General features: G+C 40.5%; 17 protein-coding genes. 12 read left to right on the forward strand and 5 right to left on the reverse strand.

Annotation, left to right across the window (positions count from 1 at the left end):
- The 3 genes from QMF79_RS00195 to QMF79_RS00205 form a co-directional block, all read left to right on the forward strand.
- Window positions 1-794 (forward strand): restriction endonuclease subunit S (locus QMF79_RS00195; RefSeq protein WP_281772285.1); only part of this gene is annotated, 794 nt, incomplete at its 5' end.
- Window positions 794-1,681, forward strand: a complete 888-nt coding sequence (locus QMF79_RS00200; RefSeq protein WP_281772286.1) for an FRG domain-containing protein — start codon at window positions 794-796, stop codon at window positions 1,679-1,681. The genes QMF79_RS00195 and QMF79_RS00200, both read left to right, overlap by 1 nt.
- A 242-nt stretch (window positions 1,682-1,923) precedes the next feature.
- Window positions 1,924-5,085: a type I restriction endonuclease subunit R gene (locus tag QMF79_RS00205; protein ID WP_281772287.1), complete on the forward strand. Its 3,162-nt coding sequence runs from the start codon at window positions 1,924-1,926 to the stop codon at window positions 5,083-5,085.
- Between the two features lie 73 nt (window positions 5,086-5,158).
- Here the strand turns inward: QMF79_RS00205 and pgsA are convergent, their stop codons facing one another.
- A complete protein-coding gene (gene pgsA / locus QMF79_RS00210; protein ID WP_040217935.1) occupies window positions 5,159-5,707 on the reverse strand; it encodes a CDP-diacylglycerol--glycerol-3-phosphate 3-phosphatidyltransferase in 549 nt (182 codons plus the stop codon).
- Between the two features lie 166 nt (window positions 5,708-5,873).
- On the opposite strand from pgsA, the gene QMF79_RS00215 reads away from it, so the two are divergent.
- From QMF79_RS00215 to modB, 8 genes are all read left to right on the forward strand, one after another.
- Window positions 5,874-6,539: a Bax inhibitor-1 family protein gene (locus tag QMF79_RS00215; protein ID WP_281772288.1), complete on the forward strand. Its 666-nt coding sequence runs from the start codon at window positions 5,874-5,876 to the stop codon at window positions 6,537-6,539.
- Window positions 6,539-6,874, forward strand: a complete 336-nt coding sequence (locus QMF79_RS00220; protein ID WP_281772289.1) for a TusE/DsrC/DsvC family sulfur relay protein — start codon at window positions 6,539-6,541, stop codon at window positions 6,872-6,874. The genes QMF79_RS00215 and QMF79_RS00220 overlap by 1 nt, the downstream gene beginning before the upstream one ends.
- Window positions 6,875-7,030: 156 nt before the next feature.
- A complete protein-coding gene (gene apt / locus QMF79_RS00225) occupies window positions 7,031-7,570 on the forward strand; it encodes an adenine phosphoribosyltransferase (protein WP_040217931.1) in 540 nt (179 codons plus the stop codon).
- A 17-nt stretch (window positions 7,571-7,587) separates the two neighbouring features.
- Complete coding sequence (gene dnaX / locus QMF79_RS00230) at window positions 7,588-9,660, forward strand: DNA polymerase III subunit gamma/tau (protein ID WP_281772290.1); 2,073 nt, start codon at window positions 7,588-7,590, stop codon at window positions 9,658-9,660.
- Window positions 9,661-9,739: 79 nt separating this feature from the next.
- Complete coding sequence (locus QMF79_RS00235; protein WP_281772291.1) at window positions 9,740-10,648, forward strand: ABC transporter ATP-binding protein; 909 nt, start codon at window positions 9,740-9,742, stop codon at window positions 10,646-10,648.
- A 1-nt stretch (window position 10,649) separates the two neighbouring features.
- Complete coding sequence (locus QMF79_RS00240; protein WP_111312744.1) at window positions 10,650-11,411, forward strand: ABC transporter permease; 762 nt, start codon at window positions 10,650-10,652, stop codon at window positions 11,409-11,411.
- A 93-nt stretch (window positions 11,412-11,504) separates the two neighbouring features.
- Window positions 11,505-12,263: a molybdate ABC transporter substrate-binding protein gene (gene modA, locus QMF79_RS00245; protein ID WP_281772292.1), complete on the forward strand. Its 759-nt coding sequence runs from the start codon at window positions 11,505-11,507 to the stop codon at window positions 12,261-12,263.
- 80 nt (window positions 12,264-12,343) lie between these two features.
- On the forward strand, window positions 12,344-13,033 hold the full coding sequence (gene modB / locus QMF79_RS00250; RefSeq protein ID WP_281772311.1) for a molybdate ABC transporter permease subunit: 690 nt from the start codon (window positions 12,344-12,346) through the stop codon (window positions 13,031-13,033).
- A gap of 12 nt (window positions 13,034-13,045) precedes the next feature.
- Here modB and smrB read toward each other — a convergent pair whose 3' ends face one another.
- Window positions 13,046-13,585: an endonuclease SmrB gene (gene smrB / locus QMF79_RS00255; RefSeq protein WP_281772293.1), complete on the reverse strand. Its 540-nt coding sequence runs from the start codon at window positions 13,583-13,585 to the stop codon at window positions 13,046-13,048.
- Window positions 13,586-13,680: 95 nt separating this feature from the next.
- Between smrB and prmB the strand changes: the two genes are divergently transcribed.
- A complete protein-coding gene (gene prmB / locus QMF79_RS00260; RefSeq protein ID WP_281772294.1) occupies window positions 13,681-14,628 on the forward strand; it encodes a 50S ribosomal protein L3 N(5)-glutamine methyltransferase in 948 nt (315 codons plus the stop codon).
- 117 nt (window positions 14,629-14,745) lie between these two features.
- Here the strand turns inward: prmB and gmhB are convergent, their stop codons facing one another.
- From gmhB to hemW, 3 genes are all read right to left on the reverse strand, one after another.
- The gene (gmhB, locus tag QMF79_RS00265; RefSeq protein ID WP_281772295.1) at window positions 14,746-15,294 is read right to left on the reverse strand and encodes a D-glycero-beta-D-manno-heptose 1,7-bisphosphate 7-phosphatase; all 549 of its coding nucleotides are present in this window, start codon (window positions 15,292-15,294) and stop codon (window positions 14,746-14,748) included.
- Window positions 15,294-15,764 (reverse strand): thioredoxin-dependent thiol peroxidase, encoded by a 471-nt coding sequence (gene bcp / locus QMF79_RS00270; protein WP_281772296.1) that lies wholly within the window; start codon window positions 15,762-15,764, stop codon window positions 15,294-15,296. Before bcp ends, gmhB begins: the two co-directional genes overlap by 1 nt.
- Window positions 15,765-15,994: 230 nt before the next feature.
- The gene (gene hemW / locus QMF79_RS00275) at window positions 15,995-17,152 is read right to left on the reverse strand and encodes a radical SAM family heme chaperone HemW (protein WP_281772297.1); all 1,158 of its coding nucleotides are present in this window, start codon (window positions 17,150-17,152) and stop codon (window positions 15,995-15,997) included.
- Between the last annotated feature and the right edge of the window lie 58 nt (window positions 17,153-17,210).

A 17,210-nucleotide genomic window follows, 5' to 3' on the forward strand; every position in this document is an offset into this window, starting at 1 on the left:
ATTTCGATCCCGTGCGTGCCAAAGTCCAAGCCCTTTCAAACGGCATGAGTCTTGAACAAGCGGAACTTGCCGCCATGCAGGCAATCAGCGGAAAAACACCTGAAGAATTGACCGCACTTTCACAAACACAGCCTGAACGCTACGCCGAATTAGCCGAAACCGCCAAAGCGTTTCCGTGTGAGATGGTGGAAGTTGATGGGGTTGAAATGCCGAAGGGGTGGAATTTGAAAGCCTTATCAGATTTAGGTCAAATTATCTGCGGAAAAACACCATCAAAATCCAACAAAGAATTTTATGGTAACGATGTTCCATTTATTAAGATTCCAGATATGCACAATCAAGTATTTATTACTCAAACAACAGATAACTTGAGTGTAGCAGGTGCAAATTCTCAATCTAAAAAATATATTCCACCAAAAAGCATTTGTGTAAGTTGTATTGCTACGGTCGGATTGGTTTCAATGACATCTAAGCCATCTCATACAAACCAGCAAATTAATTCAATTATTCCAAACGATGAAAAAACCTCTGAGTTTTTATATTTATCGTTAAAACAGCCATCAATGACGAAATATCTCAAAGATTTGGCAAGTGGTGGCAGTGCAACTTTAAATTTAAACACAAGCACATTCTCTAAAATAGAAATAATTACACCATCAAAAGAAATTATTGATATTTTCCATAACAAGGTTTTTTATACTTTTGAAAAAGTTTTATCGAACTCTATTGAAAATAAGAGACTAGCCAAAACAAGGGACTTATTATTACCTAGATTATTAAATGGGGAAATATAATGAGCAGGGTTATTAACTTAGAGGAAATAGAAAATTGGGATCTCCGCAAAAAACACAGTGAACAAAGCTATAAAGTAGAAAAGTATAATAACGGAGAAACAGGATTCCATTCAATAAAAATTAACTCAATGGCAGAATTGAGATCTGTTATTGATCATTTATTGCAGAAAGGTCTGAGAGATAAGCTTATTTTTAGAGGGCAGAGAAATTCTGACTGGATATTACAAAGCTTATTAGAAAGAGAAGTTAAATCTACAAAAACATCAGAGCAATATAATGAAATTGTTCAAAAACACTTAGCCAATCTTAAGAAATCCGCAAGAGGAAGAATTCAAGAGCAATTTTTACTGCTAGGAGATTCACAAGGAAATGAAGATGAACTGTGGGCAATGGGGCAACATTTAGGATTAAAAACACCATTGCTTGACTGGACAAGATCTTTTCTTATCGCATTATTTTTTGCCTTCCATAAAAAGGAGACTGAAACAGAATATAGATGTGTTTATAGATTGGTAGAAGGGTTACTTTATTTAGATAAAGATTATAAATACATTGTTGAGCCGAAGATGGATTATCATGGTAGATTAACGGCACAGCAAGGATTGTTTACTTATTGGGGGATAAATTTTCATATCAAAAGTATATTAAATGATTTTTATAATGAAAAAATTATGCCAAATAAAACAGCTAAAGAACTAGAAAATAGTAAGAGAAAACTCATTTTAAAATATTATATTTCTAACAATTTGAGATTAGATATTTTACATTACTTAGAATTATTTGGTATTTCCGAAGAAACAATTTACCCTGATTTATCTGGAATTATTAATAAAGTTAATAATGAGTTAATAGAAATAATAGAAAAGTCTAACTATTCACAAGGTTGATTAACTTCTGCCAAATCTCCCCCCCCTCTTTGCTAAAGAGGGGGATTTATTCAGAGGTTTGTTGGCTGCAAGCGGTCGAATTAATAGAAAAATTACTCATGAAAAACACCTAAACTAAAACTACGCTCAATACCATTCCCCTCTTTAGCAAAGAGGGGTAGGGGAGATTTGGCAGTATCAATAAACGAAGAAATTAATCCATTAGCTCCCCAAAGACAGCAAATACACAAAAGGAACACTTTATGCTCAACGAAAACGACATCGAACAACTCACTCTTCAACGCCTGCAATCCCTCGGTTGGGAATATCGCTACGGTAAAGACTTGCCTGTTCATGAAGGCGAGTTTGCCCGTGGCGATTTGAGCGGCGTAGTCTTTATTGAGCAACTGCGTGCGGCAGTGCGTAAACTCAACCCAAAACTGCCGGAAAGTGCGGTTGATTCGGTAGTGAAATCCGCGACGAAAAGCGATATTGGTGACTTGGTGGTGCGTAATCAGGCGTTTTATAAACTGTTGCGCGATGGCGTTCGGGTGGAATATCAAGCTGACGGTGAGCAGAAAATCGAGATGGCGCGCTTGGTGGATTTTGAGCATGTGGAAAACAACCGCTTTGTTGCCGTCAATCAGCTGGAAATCCGCAGCCGTAAAGGAGGCAAACGGATTCCTGATATTATCGGCTTTGTAAATGGTCTGCCATTGGTAGTATTTGAGCTCAAAAATCCGCTGCGTGAATCGGCGGATTTGTTACAGGCGTTTAATCAGTTTGAAACCTATAAAGGTGAAATTGCCGAGCTGTTTGTATACAACCAAGCCCTGATTATTTCAGACGGCATTGCCGCCCGTTTGGGTTCGCTTTCGGCAGATTTCCAACGCTTTACGCCGTGGAAAGTGGTAGATGAAAAAAATAAAAGCGCACGCTTATATTTTGATGATGAATTGCAAAGCCTGCTCAATGGCTTGCTGAAGCCTGAAGATTTATTGGACTATATCCGCTATTTCGTCTTATTTGAGCGGGATTCCAGCGGTAAAACCATTAAAAAAATCGCAGCGTACCATCAATATTACGGCGTAAATGAAGCGGTAGATTCCACCATTTGGGCGACTTCAGAAAAAGGCGATCGCCGCATTGGCGTGATGTGGCATACGCAGGGTTCGGGTAAATCGATTTCCATGTTGTTTTATGCCGGCAAACTGCTTGCACAGCCTGAATTGAAAAATCCGACCATTGTGGTGGTTACCGACCGCAACGATTTGGACGGTCAGCTTTTCCAAACCTTTTCTTCAGGCAAAGATTTAATCAAACAAACACCGCAACAAGTGGAAGACCGCGATCAACTGCGCCAACTGCTCGCGCAAAATGAAGTCGGTGGCGTTTTTTTTACGACAATTCAAAAATTCGCCCTAAATGAGGAAGAAAGCCGCTTCCCTGTTTTAAATGAGCGCAGCAATATTATTGTAATCAGCGATGAGGCACACCGTAGCCAATATGGCTTTACGCAAAAATTGCATAACGGCAAATTTCAGGCAGGTTATGCTCGCCATTTGCGCGATGCGCTGCCTAATGCTTCGTTTATCGGTTTTACCGGTACGCCGATTAGCCTAGAAGATAAGGACACGCAAGATGTGTTTGGGCGTTATGTGTCCATTTATGACTTGCAAGATGCGGTGGAAGATGGTGCAACTGTGCCGATTGTGTATGAAGCGCGCCAAATCCGCTTAAACGAAAAAGAACACGATGAGCTATTCAAAGAAATTGATGATTTGCTGGAAGAGGAACAATCCCCTGCCCTGCGTTTGCAGGAAAAATTGCTGGGTTCGCAAGCCCGTCTTGCCGATTTAGCCGCAGATTTTGTGCAGCATTTTGCTAAACGCAATGAAGTCGTCGACAGCAAAGCGATGATGGTGGTATCCAGCCGTCAGATTTGCGTGGACTTATACAATGAAATCATCAAACTGCGCCCTGAATGGCATTCGGACAATATTAACGAAGGAGCAATTAAAATTGTGATGACGGGTTCTGCTTCCGATGCGCCGGAAATGCAGAAACACGTTTACAGTAAACAGGAAAAACAAACGCTGGAACGCCGCTTTAAAGACCCGAACGATCCGCTGAAAGTGGTGATTGTGCGCGATATGTGGCTGACGGGCTTTGATGCGCCTTGCTGTAATACGATGTATATCGACAAGCCGATGCAGGGGCATAACCTAATGCAAGCCATCGCACGAGTAAACCGTGTATTCGCTAACAAAAGTCGCGAAAACGGTGGACTTATCGTGGATTATGTTGGTTTGGCAGAAGAATTACGAGCAGCTACACAGCAATACACCAACTCTACCGGCAAAGGGCAATTAGCGGAAGATGTGCAAAGCGTGTTCTTTAAAATGAAAGAACAGCTTGAATTTATCCGAACTTTGTTTGCGACACCAATTGAAGGCGAAGCATTTGATGTTCAGATGGCAATTTCTGAACGAGAACCTGCATTATTGCTAAAAGCCATTGCGACAGCAGCAAACCATATTACTACGCTCGACCAACTGCCTAACGAAGGCAAAGCACACGATCAACATTGGCATAATGCAGACGATATTGAGCCACGTAAAAAAGCCTTTTTGAAAACGGTAGGAAGCTTGAAAAAAGGTTACGCTTTATGTGGGGCATTACCTGAAATCGAACCATATAGTCAAGAAGTGGCTTTTTATGATGCGGTGCGTGCTGTGCTTGCCAAACGTGAACAAAACGGAAAAGGGACAACGGAACGCTTAATTCAGCTTAAAGCATTAATTAATCAAAGTATTGTATCTGAAGGTACCATTGATTTATTTGATTTGTTGGGCAAAGAACAAACGCAGATTAATTTGCTTTCCGACGAATTTTTGCAAGCGATCAAAAACAGCGAGACTAAAAGCCTGTGGGTGTTGGCGATGGAGCGTTATTTGAAGCAGGAAATTAAAACCAAAGCCAGCAGAAACCTCACCGCACAAAAAGATTTTGAGCAACGTTTACAAGAAGCTCTCACGCAATATCACAATCACAATTTAAGCGTGGTGGAAATTCTTGATGCACTTGTGCAGATGGGGCGGGATTTCTCCGAACGCTTATCGCGGGGCGAAAAACTCGGTTTAAGCATGGCAGAATTAGCGTTTTACGATGCCCTTTCTCAAAACGAGAGTGCCAAAGAATTGATGAACGATGAAGTGCTGTCTAAACTAGCAAAAGAGATTACCGATATTTTACGCCGCTCAGTCAGTATTGATTGGCAACATAAAGAGGCTGTGCGGGCAAGAATCCGCCTACTCGTTCGCCGTGCCTTACAAAAATATAAATATCCGCCTGATCAGGCAGAAGGTACGGTGGAGTATGTGTTGAAGCAAGCAGAAGAGATTGCGGATGAGCTTTCAGCTTAAGTAAAAGTAAGAATAATGACTATCTGAATCAGTAGAAGATAGTCATTTTTGTCTGTTCTCAAAGAATAAAAAATTATGATTTCAACAAATTTCCCTTGGACGCTTTCAGATATTGCAACATCGACCAAATTGTTAATGCAGCTGCAATATAAAGTAGAATAAACGCAAGCGTTTCCATTAAATCGCTTTGTCGCCAGAGCATTCCACCTAAAGCAAGCATCTGTGCAGTGGTTTTAATTTTTCCCCAAATAGAAACAGCAACGCTAGTGCGTTTACCCAGTTCAGCCATCCATTCACGCAAAGCAGAAATAATAATTTCACGAGCAATCATAATGCAGATAGGAATGGTAATCCACCAAGTGTGGTAATATTCCACCACGCAAACAAAGGCAACTGCGACTAAAACTTTATCCGCAACAGGATCTAAAAATGCACCAAGTGGAGTGGTTTGATTCCATTTTCTTGCCAAATAGCCATCAAACCAGTCGGTAATGGATGCAATAAAAAAGATGAATGTTGTGATTTCGGGGGAATATGTGATTGGCAAATAAAAAACGACTACAAAAAGTGGAATTAAAGCCAAACGGAAAAGGGTTAGATAGGTTGGAAAGTTTAATTTCATTATGTTTGCAGGTTGGGAAAATTTATTAGCGAAAGTGTATCATATTTTCACTGTAGATTTCGATTGACTTTCGTATAATTTATAGATAATTTGCATTTAGTTTATGGTTCTTTGCCCATAGATAAGAGAAAATATTTCGTTTTTCAAACAAGTTGAAGGAGAACTTATGGAAAACCGTTTAGAACATAGCTACGCACGTGGCGAATCACTGATTAGCACCCACAAAGTGCTTCGTAACACTTACTTATTATTGGGAATGACACTTGTCTTTTCTTCTGTTGTTGCCTTTGTTGCAATGAGCACAAACGCACCCGCATTACCTTGGTGGGGGTTATTAGTAGGCTTTTACGGCTTACTTTTTTTAACTAATGCAACGGCAAATAGTGCCACAGGTCTAGTGAGCGTATTCGCCTTAACTGGCTTTTTAGGCTATACCTTAGGCCCAATTCTTAACCTCTATGTTGGTGCAGGCTTAGGTGATGCAGTTGTATTAGCATTAGGTGCTACCGCATTAGTTTTCTTTGCTTGTTCAGCTTACGTATTAACCACCAAAAAAGATATGTCATTCTTAAATGGGATGATGATGGCACTTTTCGTGGTTGTTTTAGTGGGCGTTATCGCAAATATTTTCTTAGCAATGCCCGCATTAAGCCTTGCATTAAGCGGTTTATTTGTGATTTTCTCAAGCGGTGCGATTTTGCTGGCAACCAGCAATATCATTCAAGGTGGTGAAACCAACTATATTCGTGCAACCGTTGATCTTTACGTTTCACTCTACAATCTTTTTGTGAGTTTCTTACAAATTTTTGGCGTGTTAGGAAATGATGACTAATGGCACAAATTGAGCTGAATGGCACATTTTATCAAGTAGATAACGATGGTTATTTGTTAAACCTTGATGATTGGTCAGAAACATTTGCAACATTGATGGCGGAGCGTGATGGTATTACGCTCACGCCTGAGCATTGGGAAATTATTCAGCTGGTGCGAGAGTTTTATCAAGAATATAAAACCTCACCTGCAATTAGAATGCTAGTTAAAGCAATGTCGCAAAAATTTGGCGAAGAGAAGGGAAGCAGTCGTTATTTACAACGTTTATTTCCCGACGGGCCGGCTAAGCAAGCAACAAAGTTTGCGGGCTTGCCAAAACCAGTGAAGTGTTTGTAACGGCAATTTGCAAATTATGTTGAAAAAACAACCGCTTATAACGAATAATTTTTACAAGCGGTTATTTTTTGCTTCTTTATTGCAATTTTCCTTGTAATTTCATCCATTTTTGTCTAAATTCTTCAGGTTATTTTGTTATTTATAAAAGGTCAAAAAATGAGCCAATTAGATTTAATCAAATCTTCTATCAAATCTATTCCTGATTATCCAAAAGCGGGCATTATTTTCCGCGATATTACTTCGTTACTTGAAGTGCCAGAAGCCTTCAAAGCAAGCATTGATGCGATTGTAGAAGAATTTAAAGATAAAGGGATTACCAAAATTGTTGGTACAGAATCACGTGGTTTTATCTTTGGTGCTCCTGTGGCTTTAGCTTTGGGCGTGCCTTTTGTGTTAGTTCGAAAGCCTAAAAAATTACCACGTGAAGTGATTTCACAATCGTACCAATTAGAATATGGCGAAGATACACTTGAAATCCACACTGATTCTGTGAATGCGAACGATAATGTTTTGGTGATTGACGATTTATTAGCAACAGGCGGTACAATTGATGCAACCGCAAAACTTATCCGCAAATTAGGCGGTAAAGTCGAACACGCCGCTTTTGTTATCTGCTTGCCAGAATTAGGTGGTCGTGAACGCCTTGAGCAAGAAGGCATTAAATCATTCACTTTAGTGAATTTCGAAGGACACTAATCGAGTCATTATTATCAATGAGTTATCAAGTTTTAGCACGCAAATGGCGTCCGCAACGTTTTTCCGAAGTGGTGGGGCAACAACATGTTTTATCCGCATTAGAAAACGGATTACGTGAAAATCGCCTGCACCACGCTTATCTTTTCTCTGGCACGCGCGGGGTGGGTAAAACCTCAATTGCGCGTCTTTTTGCGAAAGGATTAAACTGCGAAACGGGCATTAGTGCAACACCTTGTGGCGAGTGTGCGAACTGTAAAGCGATTGAAGAAGGACGTTTTATTGACTTAATTGAGATCGATGCAGCCTCTCGCACCAAAGTAGAAGACACCCGCGAGCTACTTGATAACGTACAATATAAGCCAACCGTTGGGCGGTTTAAGGTTTATCTGATTGACGAAGTGCATATGCTTTCGCGTCATAGTTTCAATGCATTATTGAAAACGTTGGAAGAACCGCCTGAATATGTCAAATTCTTGCTCGCGACGACAGATCCGCAAAAATTGCCGATTACGATTTTATCGCGTTGTATGCAATTCCATTTGCGTGCGTTAGATCAACATCAAATCGCTGATCATCTTGAGTTTATTTTAAAACAAGAAAATATCCCTTACGAATTGCCTGCCATTGAGAAATTAGCCAAAGCTGCTCAAGGCAGTATTCGTGATTCTTTAAGTTTGACAGACCAAGCGATTGCAGTCAGCAATGCCAATATTACGCTTGAAGCAGTCAGCCAAATGCTCGGTTTGATTGACGATCATCAACCGCTTGAATTGGTGATGGCACTTTCACAAGCTAACGGTGAAAAAATACTTTCTATCATTCAACAAGTAGCCGAAAAAGGTGTCGATTGGTCGCAATTATTAAGCGATGTTGCAGAAACATTGCATAAAATTGCCTTGTTGCAATTGGTTAAATCGCCTGAAACCGACGAAACGCCATTGCACTTGTTAGCAAAACAGATTGCACCTGAAGATGTGCAGTTTTTCTATCAAATGATGTTGATGGGCAAAAAAGAGTTACCATTCTCACCAGAACCTCGTGCAGGCGTGGAAATGACTTTCTTGCGTGCATTAGCCTTCCACCCAAAACGTGTGGAAGAGATTAACCGTGTGCAGGTGCAAACCCAAACGGTAAACATACCCCCTGCAAGCAGACCTTCAGTATCACCTGAGCAAAATATCGCTCAGCTTAAAGCACGCTTAGTACCCAGCAAAGAAGCGGCTCCATCAACAGCACAAGCGGTAGAAAATTCACCACAATTTGCAAAACCGCAAGAAAATCCAACCGCTTACACTCCAGCTGTAGCTCCTCAAGTTCAAACTCCTCCAGTCTCTGTGCCTACGATGTCACCTGCATTAGCGGCAATGCAAGCGAGAAAACAGCTACAACAGACACAAGATCAGCTAGCACAAACCGAAAAAAAAAAACCGAATAACGCCGTAATGCCTTCAATGCCAAACCGTGCTCCTACCAAAAAAATGAATTTGCAAGAGCGGTTTATGTATTTGGCGGAAACCGAAAAAACCGAACTTGAGCACGAAAAACAAACGAAGCAAACGGTCGTTACCAATGACGAAGAGTATCGCTGGACTTGGCTCAATCCCGAATTAGAAAATCAAGAAGAAACAGCAAAACCCTCCGATATTAAGCAAGCTATTTTACAAGAACGTACCCCCGAATTAGTAGCAAAAACCATTGAGTTAGCTTGCCAACAAGATGAATGGGCGGCATTGGTTAATGAGCTTAAATTAGGCGGATTGACTCGCCAGATTGCATTAAATAGTTACTTGGCAGAAAAGCAAGATCATGAGCTTCATTTAGTGCTAAAACCGAATATGGCACATTTAGATAGTCCAGAAGCACGCCAAAGTTTAGCCGATGCGTTGTCGGGAAAAGAGCTTACTTATCAACTCACTATTGCTGATAATCCCAAACGCAAAACCCCGCTTGAAATTCGCCGTGCTATTTTTGAAGGCTTAACCCAAGAAGCAAGAAATGCCTTGCTGAATGATGCTAAGTTGAAATTATTACGTGAAGCGTTTGATGCGAAGCTGGATGAATCAACGATTAGGGCGGTAGCGAAAGCCTAGGGCTTCCGTTCTACGCATAAAGTACGCTTTTATCATTAACCTAGGGTGTGTAGCCCTAGATATATACATATAAAAAACTATGCATGCATTAGAAATCAAAAATCTTATCAAAACCTATGCTACGGGCGTTCAAGCGGTAAAGGGCATTGATCTTACCGTCGAGCAGGGCGATTTTTATGCCTTGCTTGGGCATAATGGAGCGGGCAAATCAACGACCATTGGCATTATTAGTTCACTCGTAAATAAAAGCAGTGGTTCGGTAAAAGTCTTCGGTTATGATTTAGATACCCAAAAAACACAGCTCAAACAGCAAATCGGCTTAGTGCCGCAAGAGTTTAACTTCAATCAATTTGAGAAAGTGGTGGATGTGCTCACGCAGCAAGCGGGATTTTATGGCATTCCATTAAAAGAAGCTAAAGTGCGTGCAGAGATGTGGCTGAAAAAATTGGATTTATGGGAAAAACGTACGCATTTAACTCGCGAATTGTCGGGTGGGATGAAACGTCGGGTAATGATTGCTCGGGCTTTAATGCATAACCCAAAATTGCTGATTTTAGATGAACCTACTGCGGGCGTGGATATTGAGCTTCGTCGTTCGCTGTGGGATTTTTTGCGGGAACTCAATCAACAAGGCACTACTATTATTCTTACTACGCACTATCTTGAAGAAGCGGAAAACCTCTGCCGAAATATAGGCATTATTCAGCACGGAAAATTGATTGAAAATACATCAATGAAGTCTTTACTGGCGAAATTGGAGACCGAAATTTTCGTGCTGGATTTGCAAAATATGCCTCAAAATAGCCCGCTTGTGATTGAGCATTATCCGCATAAATTATTGGATGAAAACACGCTAGAAGTAGAAGTACAGCGTGCTCAAGGCTTAACCAACTTATTTACGCAATTAACTGCACAAAATGTGGAAGTGTTAAGTATGCGAAATAAATCGAACCGCTTGGAAGAACTTTTCCTCAAAATGGCTAATTAATATGAATTTAACTGGATTTTTTACGCTCGCAACTAAAGAGAGCAAACGCGTTATTCGCATTTGGAGACAGACACTCGTGCCACCGGTTATTACTACCACGCTCTATTTCTTGATTTTCGGGCAATTAATTGGTGGACGTATTGGTGATATGCACGGGGTAAGCTATATGCAGTTTATTGCCCCTGGACTTGTGATGATGACCGCAATCACAGCCTCTTATGTCAATTCCGCCTCATCATTTTTCTTGAGCAAATTTACCAAAACTTATGAGGAGATGCTCATTTCCCCTCTTTCAACGCATAACATTATTTGGGGTTATGTCGTAGGCAGTGTTGTTCGCGGTGGGCTAGCTGGCATTTTGGTAATGCTGGTTGCTTTGTTGTTTATCACCTTTGATATCCACTCTTGGATGATGATTTTTTCAACGCTTTTACTGACAACGATTAGTTTCGCACTAGGTGGATTAATTAATGCGGTGTATGCGAAAACATTTGACGATGTAGGTTTAATCCCCACTTTCGTTTTAACACCACTTACATACTTGGGCGGTGTATTTTATTCGATCTCATTACTGCCTGATTTCTGGCAAGCAGTGTCCAAGTTCAACCCCATTGTATATATGATCAATGGTTTCCGTTATGGCTTTTTAGGTATCAGTGATATGCCCATTTTTTACACATTTTTGGTATTGGGATCGTTATGTATTATGTTATACTGGTTTGCCTTTTCACTGATTGAGAAAGGTGTAGGATTACGTTCCTAATTTTCTTTGCCACGGATTGCACGAGAGTTTTGCTAAAATTAGGAAAAATTCTACCGCTTGTTGCTCTCGTGCTCATCTCAAAAGGAACCCAAAATGAAATTCAAAAAACTCTGCTTTGTAAGTGCTCTCTCTCTTTTCTCTGCCGCTAGCTTTGCACAAGATATTACTGTTTTTGCTGCAGCCTCAATGACCAACGTGCTTCAAGAAATCAACAAAGATTTTGAAAAAGCCAATCCGCAAGATAAAGTTACATTCTCGTTTGCCTCTTCTTCTGTGCTTGCAAAACAAATTGAACAAGACGCTCCAGCGGATGTATTTATTTCAGCTGATACAAAATGGATGGATTATGTTCAAGAAAAACAACCTGCAAAAACCCAAAATGTGCATAATTTAGTGAAAAACGATCTTGTGTTGATTGCACCGATTGAAAGTAAAATTCAAGCAAAAAGCATTCAAGCGGTTGATTTTAACAAGGAATTAGCAGGGGGGTATTTATCTGTAGGCGATCCATCACACGTGCCAGTTGGCAAATATGCAAAAAAAGCACTGGAATATTACAAACTCTGGGATGGCTTAGAAAGCAAGTTAGTTCGAGCAAAAAATGTGCGTGATGCGTTATCTTATGTAGAACGCAACGAAGCTCCATTAGGGATTGTTTATGCAACTGATGCGAAAGTTTCTGCAACTAAAGTAAAAATCGTGGCAACGTTCCCAAATGAAAGTTATGGCGAAGTGGTTTATCCTGCTGCAACAGTAAGTGATAAAGCAGAAGCGAAAAAATTCCTCGATTTCTTAAAAACACCTGCAGCTCAAGCGAAATTTAAAGAAGCTGGTTTTTATCCAGTACAATAATTTATAACTTACAACCCCAATGAGGTTGAATTATGTCTAACCGAGGGTATTTATACCCTCGGCAACAACCGAAACTGTCTATGTTTTTCTTTTCTCAACCCGAACTCAATGCCATTTATTTGAGCCTTAAAGTCGCCACGATTGCGATTCTTTTTGCTCTACCTGTTGCTATTTTTATTGCTTGGATACTTTCACGCAAACAATTCTGGGGCAAGCAATTGCTAAATGGCATCGTGCATCTACCGCTTGTTTTACCCCCTGTGGTGATTGGCTATCTCTTGCTTATTATGATGGCAAAGCGTGGTGCAATTGGGCAATATTTATGGGAGTGGTTCAGTTTTTCTTTTAGTTTTTCTTGGCGAGGTGCGGTATTAGCCTCTGCGGTAATAGCATTTCCGCTGATGGTGCGTTCTATCAAACAAGCCTTTGATGCAATTGATCCTAAACTTGAACAAGCAGCTAGAACATTAGGTGCAAGCCCACTTAAAGTGTTTTTTACGCTTAATCTTCCACTCTCATTTTCAGGCGTCATTGCTGGAGCAGTATTAGGTTTTGCCCGTTCGCTTGGAGAATTTGGGGCAACTATTACTTTTGTATCTAATATTCCAAATCAAACCCAAACGATTCCAGCAGCTCTTTTCACCTTTATCGAAACGCCTGATGGAGAACTCGCCGCAGCCCGCCTTTGTGCGGTTGCGATTGTAATTTCTTTAATCGCCCTTTCCGCATCAGAGTGGTTAGCAGAAAGACAAAAGCGGTATGCGAAGTAGGAATAATAACGCTTAGCGCTCAAACAATCGACGTTCCAAACTCTCTTGTTGTTCCACTAAAATCAGAATAGCCGCATCTCCACCCCACTCTTTTGGTGCTTGATGCAAAGCTAATACTTTCGGATGTTGGACTAACCAACGAGGGATTTGATCTTTAAGTGTGCGAGTACCAAACCCTGTCATAATGCTCGCACAATAAACGTGTTCACGTTCGCAAGCTAAAATTAAAGCAGCTAACTCTTTTTTCGCTTTTTCTTTGGTTAAACCATGCAGATCTAAGAACAGTTCTGGTTGGAAATCACCTCGGCGAAGCTGTTTTAAAATATAAGGATCGACATCTTCACGCAAATAGCGAACTTTTTCATTTTCTTCTTTCAAAAGCGGTTCATATTCATCCGAAAAGAAAAATTCGGTATCTTTTTGTTCTTGCATTTCACGCAGTTCATTGATTTTTTTACGTGGAGGTTGGCTTGGAATAAAAGTATCTTGCTTGATTTTTTTTGTGCCTTTAATCGCCTCACGGAATAGTGCGAAATCATCTGTCTCTGTCATTATTTTCTCCTTGTTCGGGGCTATTTTAGCATAATAAAAAAGTTGATACATCCAAGCTAAAAAGGGATAATGCCCGTTATTTTTAAGGGGATAGTATGTATCAACACAATTTAGAGTTGCTTGAAGAGATTTCTGCTTCAAGTGCATTGCAAGATTTAAAAACCATTCAAGATATGATGCGTTGGGCGTATAGCTATTTTAATGCTTCTGATCTTTATTACGGACACGGCTATGAGAACGGTTGGCAAGAAGCACAGCAGCTTGTTTTGAGTGCACTATGCTTGCCTGCAGATGTGCCAGAAGCAATGTACGCATCACGCTTAACCGATGTAGAAAAAATGCGTGTAGTTGAACTTATTCAAGCTCGTTTAGGTACGCGTAAGCCGGTCGCTTATTTAATTAACACTGCGTGGTTCTGTGGCTTAGAATTTTATGTCGATGAACGCGTGATTGTACCTCGCTCACCAATTGGTGAACTTATTCGTGATCAATTTGCAGGCTTTATTAACCATAACCCTAAACGTATTCTAGATCTTTGTACTGGTAGCGGTTGTATTGCAATCGCTTGTGCAGAAACGTTCCCAGAAGCGGAGATTGATGCGGTAGATTTGTCGCTTGATGCGTTAGATGTCGCTCAAATTAATATTGAACGCTATCAATTATCAGAGCGAGTGTTCCCAATGAGTTCGGATCTGTTTAACAATATTCCGCAAGATAAATACGATCTGATTGTGACCAACCCTCCTTATGTGGATCAGGAAGATTTAGATGATATGCCAGAAGAGTTCCATTTTGAGCCAGAATTAGCACTTGGTTCAGGCGAAGATGGGTTGGATATTACTAAACGTATTTTATCCGAGGCTTCTGATTATTTATCGGAAGATGGCACGTTAATTTGTGAAGTTGGCAATAGTATGATTCACTTAATCGCACAATATCCCACCGTACCATTTAATTGGATCGAATTTAAGCAGGGGGGCTTAGGTGTGTTTAGTTTAACTAAAGCACAGTTGGATGAATGCCGTCATTTATTTTGTTGCTAGTTTGAGGGAAAGTTATATAAAAATCACTGCTCGAAGTTAAATAGTATACAGACAAATAACCAATAAAACACAAGCGGTAAGATCTGCAAATTATTTTGCAAATCCTACCGCTTGTGGTTATTTCACAAATCTCACCAAATCCACCAAACTATCAAGCACTAAATCGGCTTTTTCGCGTCCTGCTTCGGTGATTTCTTTGCCCGTTTTAACTAACACTTTGGTTTTTACGCCCGCATTTTCGGCAGCAAGCAGATCTTCTAATTTATCGCCCACCATATAAGATTTTGCAGGATCAATGTTCAAATCTTTTATCGCCTGCAAGAACATTCCCGCTTTCGGTTTACGGCAATCGCACTCTTCGCGATATTCGCCTTTTCCCTCTGGGTGATGTGGACAATAATAAATGCCATCTAGCACCACGCCATAATCTTCGTCTAATGACCAATCCATCCATTCAGTAAGTTGAGTAAATTGTTCTTCGGTGAAATAACCGCGGGCAATGCCCGATTGGTTAGTCACTAACACGAGTAAATAACCTTTATCTTGCAATTGTTTTAACGCTTTGCCTACGCCTTCAATAAATTGAAAATCATCGATTTTATGTACATAACCGTGGTCGATATTGATGGTGCCGTCGCGGTCGAGAAAAATCGCTTTATGTGCCATTATTTCGTTCCTTTTAGGTAATTGACCACAATTTGGTGGTGTTTGTTGGTTTTGAATTTATCGAACACTTTTTCAATCACGCCTTGTTCGTTCACTAAAAAGCTAATGCGGTGGATACCATCATAGATTTTGCCCATAAATTTTTTCTCACCCCATACGCCAAAAGCCTCAGCAACTTGGTGATCAGGGTCAGAAAGAAGTGTGAAATTAAGTGCTTTTTTCTCGATAAATTGAGCCAATTTTTTTGGAAGATCGGGACTAATACCGAGTACTTCTACATTCAATTCAGAAAGTTCAGTACGACTATCACGCAATCCGCAAGCCTGAGTCGTACAACCTGGGGTAAGGGCTTTAGGATAAAAATAAACAAGGACTTTTTTGCCCGCAAACTGAGCAAGAGAAACAGACTGTTCGTTTTGATTAAGAAGAGTAAATTGTGGCGCTAAATCGCCTGCTTGTAGAGTGTTCATTTTTTAGTGTTCCATAATAAGCCCCTAAAATGAATCCCCTCTTTAGTAAAGAGGGGTAGGGGAGATTTGGCAGAATAAAATCCAACCTCGTAAATAAATAGACCTCAATCAAATCTCCCCCTGCCCCTCTTTTCTAAAGAGGGGGACTAAGCAGAAACTTGCAAAATCTAGCCATAAATAAACCGCTTGTATCTTATCACAAGCGGTTATTTTCTTAAATTTTTTGCCAATTAATCCAAAAACTTCTCCAGCAGTTCATTTAAGAATAACTTACCGTGCAGGGTAATTTGCCAGTGAGTTGCTGTTTCGGTAATGTAATTTTGACTTAATGCCCAATCCATTTTAGGTTTAACCTGCTCAGCAGACAACCCCGTGTATTGCTCAAATTCCGCTTTAGGTACAGCCTCAAGCAAACGGAATCGGTTCATAAAGAACTCAAATGGGCGATCTTCTGGAGCAATCTGATCTTGTGAATAACGGTATTCGCCTCGCATATAACCTTTCGGGTGCTTGGTTTTGCTAAAGCGGTAGATTTCGCCCGTTGGGTAACTAATTTTACCATGAGCACCGCAACCAATTGCCAAATAATCGCCAAAACGCCAGTAGTTCAAGTTGTGCTGACATTGGTAACCTTTTTTTGCATAAGCGGAAGTTTCATACTGCTCGTAGCCTGCTTCAGTCAGCAGTTGATGACCTTGTTCGAAAATATCCCACAACTCATCATCATCAGGCAAAATGGGTTGGCGGTAGTAGAACATCGTATTCGGCTCAATCGTAAGTTGATACCACGAAAGATGTGGCGGGTTTAACGCAATGCCTTGTTTTAAATCTTCCAATGCCTGTTTTACCGATTGGTTTGGCAAGCCGTGCATCAAGTCAATATTAAAGCTCTTTAAGCCAAAGTTTGCTGCATTTTGGGCAAATTTAACCGCTTGTTTTGCCTCTTGGCTGTCGTGAATACGTCCCAATTTCAGCAATTTTTCAGGTTCGAAACTCTGGATTCCCATTGAAATTCGGGTCACACCTGCTTTCGCATAACCGATAAAACGCTCTGCTTCTGCAGTACCTGGATTGGCTTCAAGTGTAATTTCTAAGCCCTCTTCAAACGGGATTTGCTGTTGAATTTTGAGTAATAGATGCTCAATGCCTTCTGCAGAAAAGAGACTTGGTGTTCCACCTCCAATAAAGATGGAGTGGATTTTTCGATTACCAATCGCCTCGCGGTAAGCGGTTAAATCTTGAGATAAATCTGCAAGTAGGTGTTCGATGTATTCAGCTTCGGGAATGATGCCTTTTTGAGCGTGCGAATTAAAATCGCAGTAAGGGCATTTTTGTACGCACCAAGGAATGTGGATATATAAGCTAAGTGGAGGGAGGGTTAGTTGCATATTAACGTAGGGCGAACGTTAGTCCGCCAATTAAATAATAAAAATGGCGGACTAACGT

This window comes from Pseudohaemophilus parahaemolyticus, from assembly GCF_938021905.1.
Taxonomy (GTDB): Bacteria; Pseudomonadota; Gammaproteobacteria; order Enterobacterales; family Pasteurellaceae; genus Haemophilus_A; species Haemophilus_A parahaemolyticus_B.

What these genes read in the sequence shown, in the direction of transcription:
- QMF79_RS00200 (WP_281772286.1), top strand. Translation starts at nt 794, where the DNA reads ATGAGCAGGGTTATTAACTTAGAGGAAATAGAAAATTGGGATCTCCGC.
- QMF79_RS00205 (WP_281772287.1), top strand. Translation starts at nt 1,924, where the DNA reads ATGCTCAACGAAAACGACATCGAACAACTCACTCTTCAACGCCTGCAA.
- pgsA (WP_040217935.1), bottom strand. Translation starts at nt 5,707, where the DNA reads ATGAAATTAAACTTTCCAACCTATCTAACCCTTTTCCGTTTGGCTTTA.
- QMF79_RS00215 (WP_281772288.1), top strand. Translation starts at nt 5,874, where the DNA reads ATGGAAAACCGTTTAGAACATAGCTACGCACGTGGCGAATCACTGATT.
- QMF79_RS00220 (WP_281772289.1), top strand. Translation starts at nt 6,539, where the DNA reads ATGGCACAAATTGAGCTGAATGGCACATTTTATCAAGTAGATAACGAT.
- apt (WP_040217931.1), top strand. Translation starts at nt 7,031, where the DNA reads ATGAGCCAATTAGATTTAATCAAATCTTCTATCAAATCTATTCCTGAT.
- dnaX (WP_281772290.1), top strand. Translation starts at nt 7,588, where the DNA reads ATGAGTTATCAAGTTTTAGCACGCAAATGGCGTCCGCAACGTTTTTCC.
- QMF79_RS00235 (WP_281772291.1), top strand. Translation starts at nt 9,740, where the DNA reads ATGCATGCATTAGAAATCAAAAATCTTATCAAAACCTATGCTACGGGC.
- QMF79_RS00240 (WP_111312744.1), top strand. Translation starts at nt 10,650, where the DNA reads ATGAATTTAACTGGATTTTTTACGCTCGCAACTAAAGAGAGCAAACGC.
- modA (WP_281772292.1), top strand. Translation starts at nt 11,505, where the DNA reads ATGAAATTCAAAAAACTCTGCTTTGTAAGTGCTCTCTCTCTTTTCTCT.
- modB (WP_281772311.1), top strand. Translation starts at nt 12,344, where the DNA reads ATGTTTTTCTTTTCTCAACCCGAACTCAATGCCATTTATTTGAGCCTT.
- smrB (WP_281772293.1), bottom strand. Translation starts at nt 13,585, where the DNA reads ATGACAGAGACAGATGATTTCGCACTATTCCGTGAGGCGATTAAAGGC.
- prmB (WP_281772294.1), top strand. Translation starts at nt 13,681, where the DNA reads ATGTATCAACACAATTTAGAGTTGCTTGAAGAGATTTCTGCTTCAAGT.
- gmhB (WP_281772295.1), bottom strand. Translation starts at nt 15,294, where the DNA reads ATGGCACATAAAGCGATTTTTCTCGACCGCGACGGCACCATCAATATC.
- bcp (WP_281772296.1), bottom strand. Translation starts at nt 15,764, where the DNA reads ATGAACACTCTACAAGCAGGCGATTTAGCGCCACAATTTACTCTTCTT.
- hemW (WP_281772297.1), bottom strand. Translation starts at nt 17,152, where the DNA reads ATGCAACTAACCCTCCCTCCACTTAGCTTATATATCCACATTCCTTGG.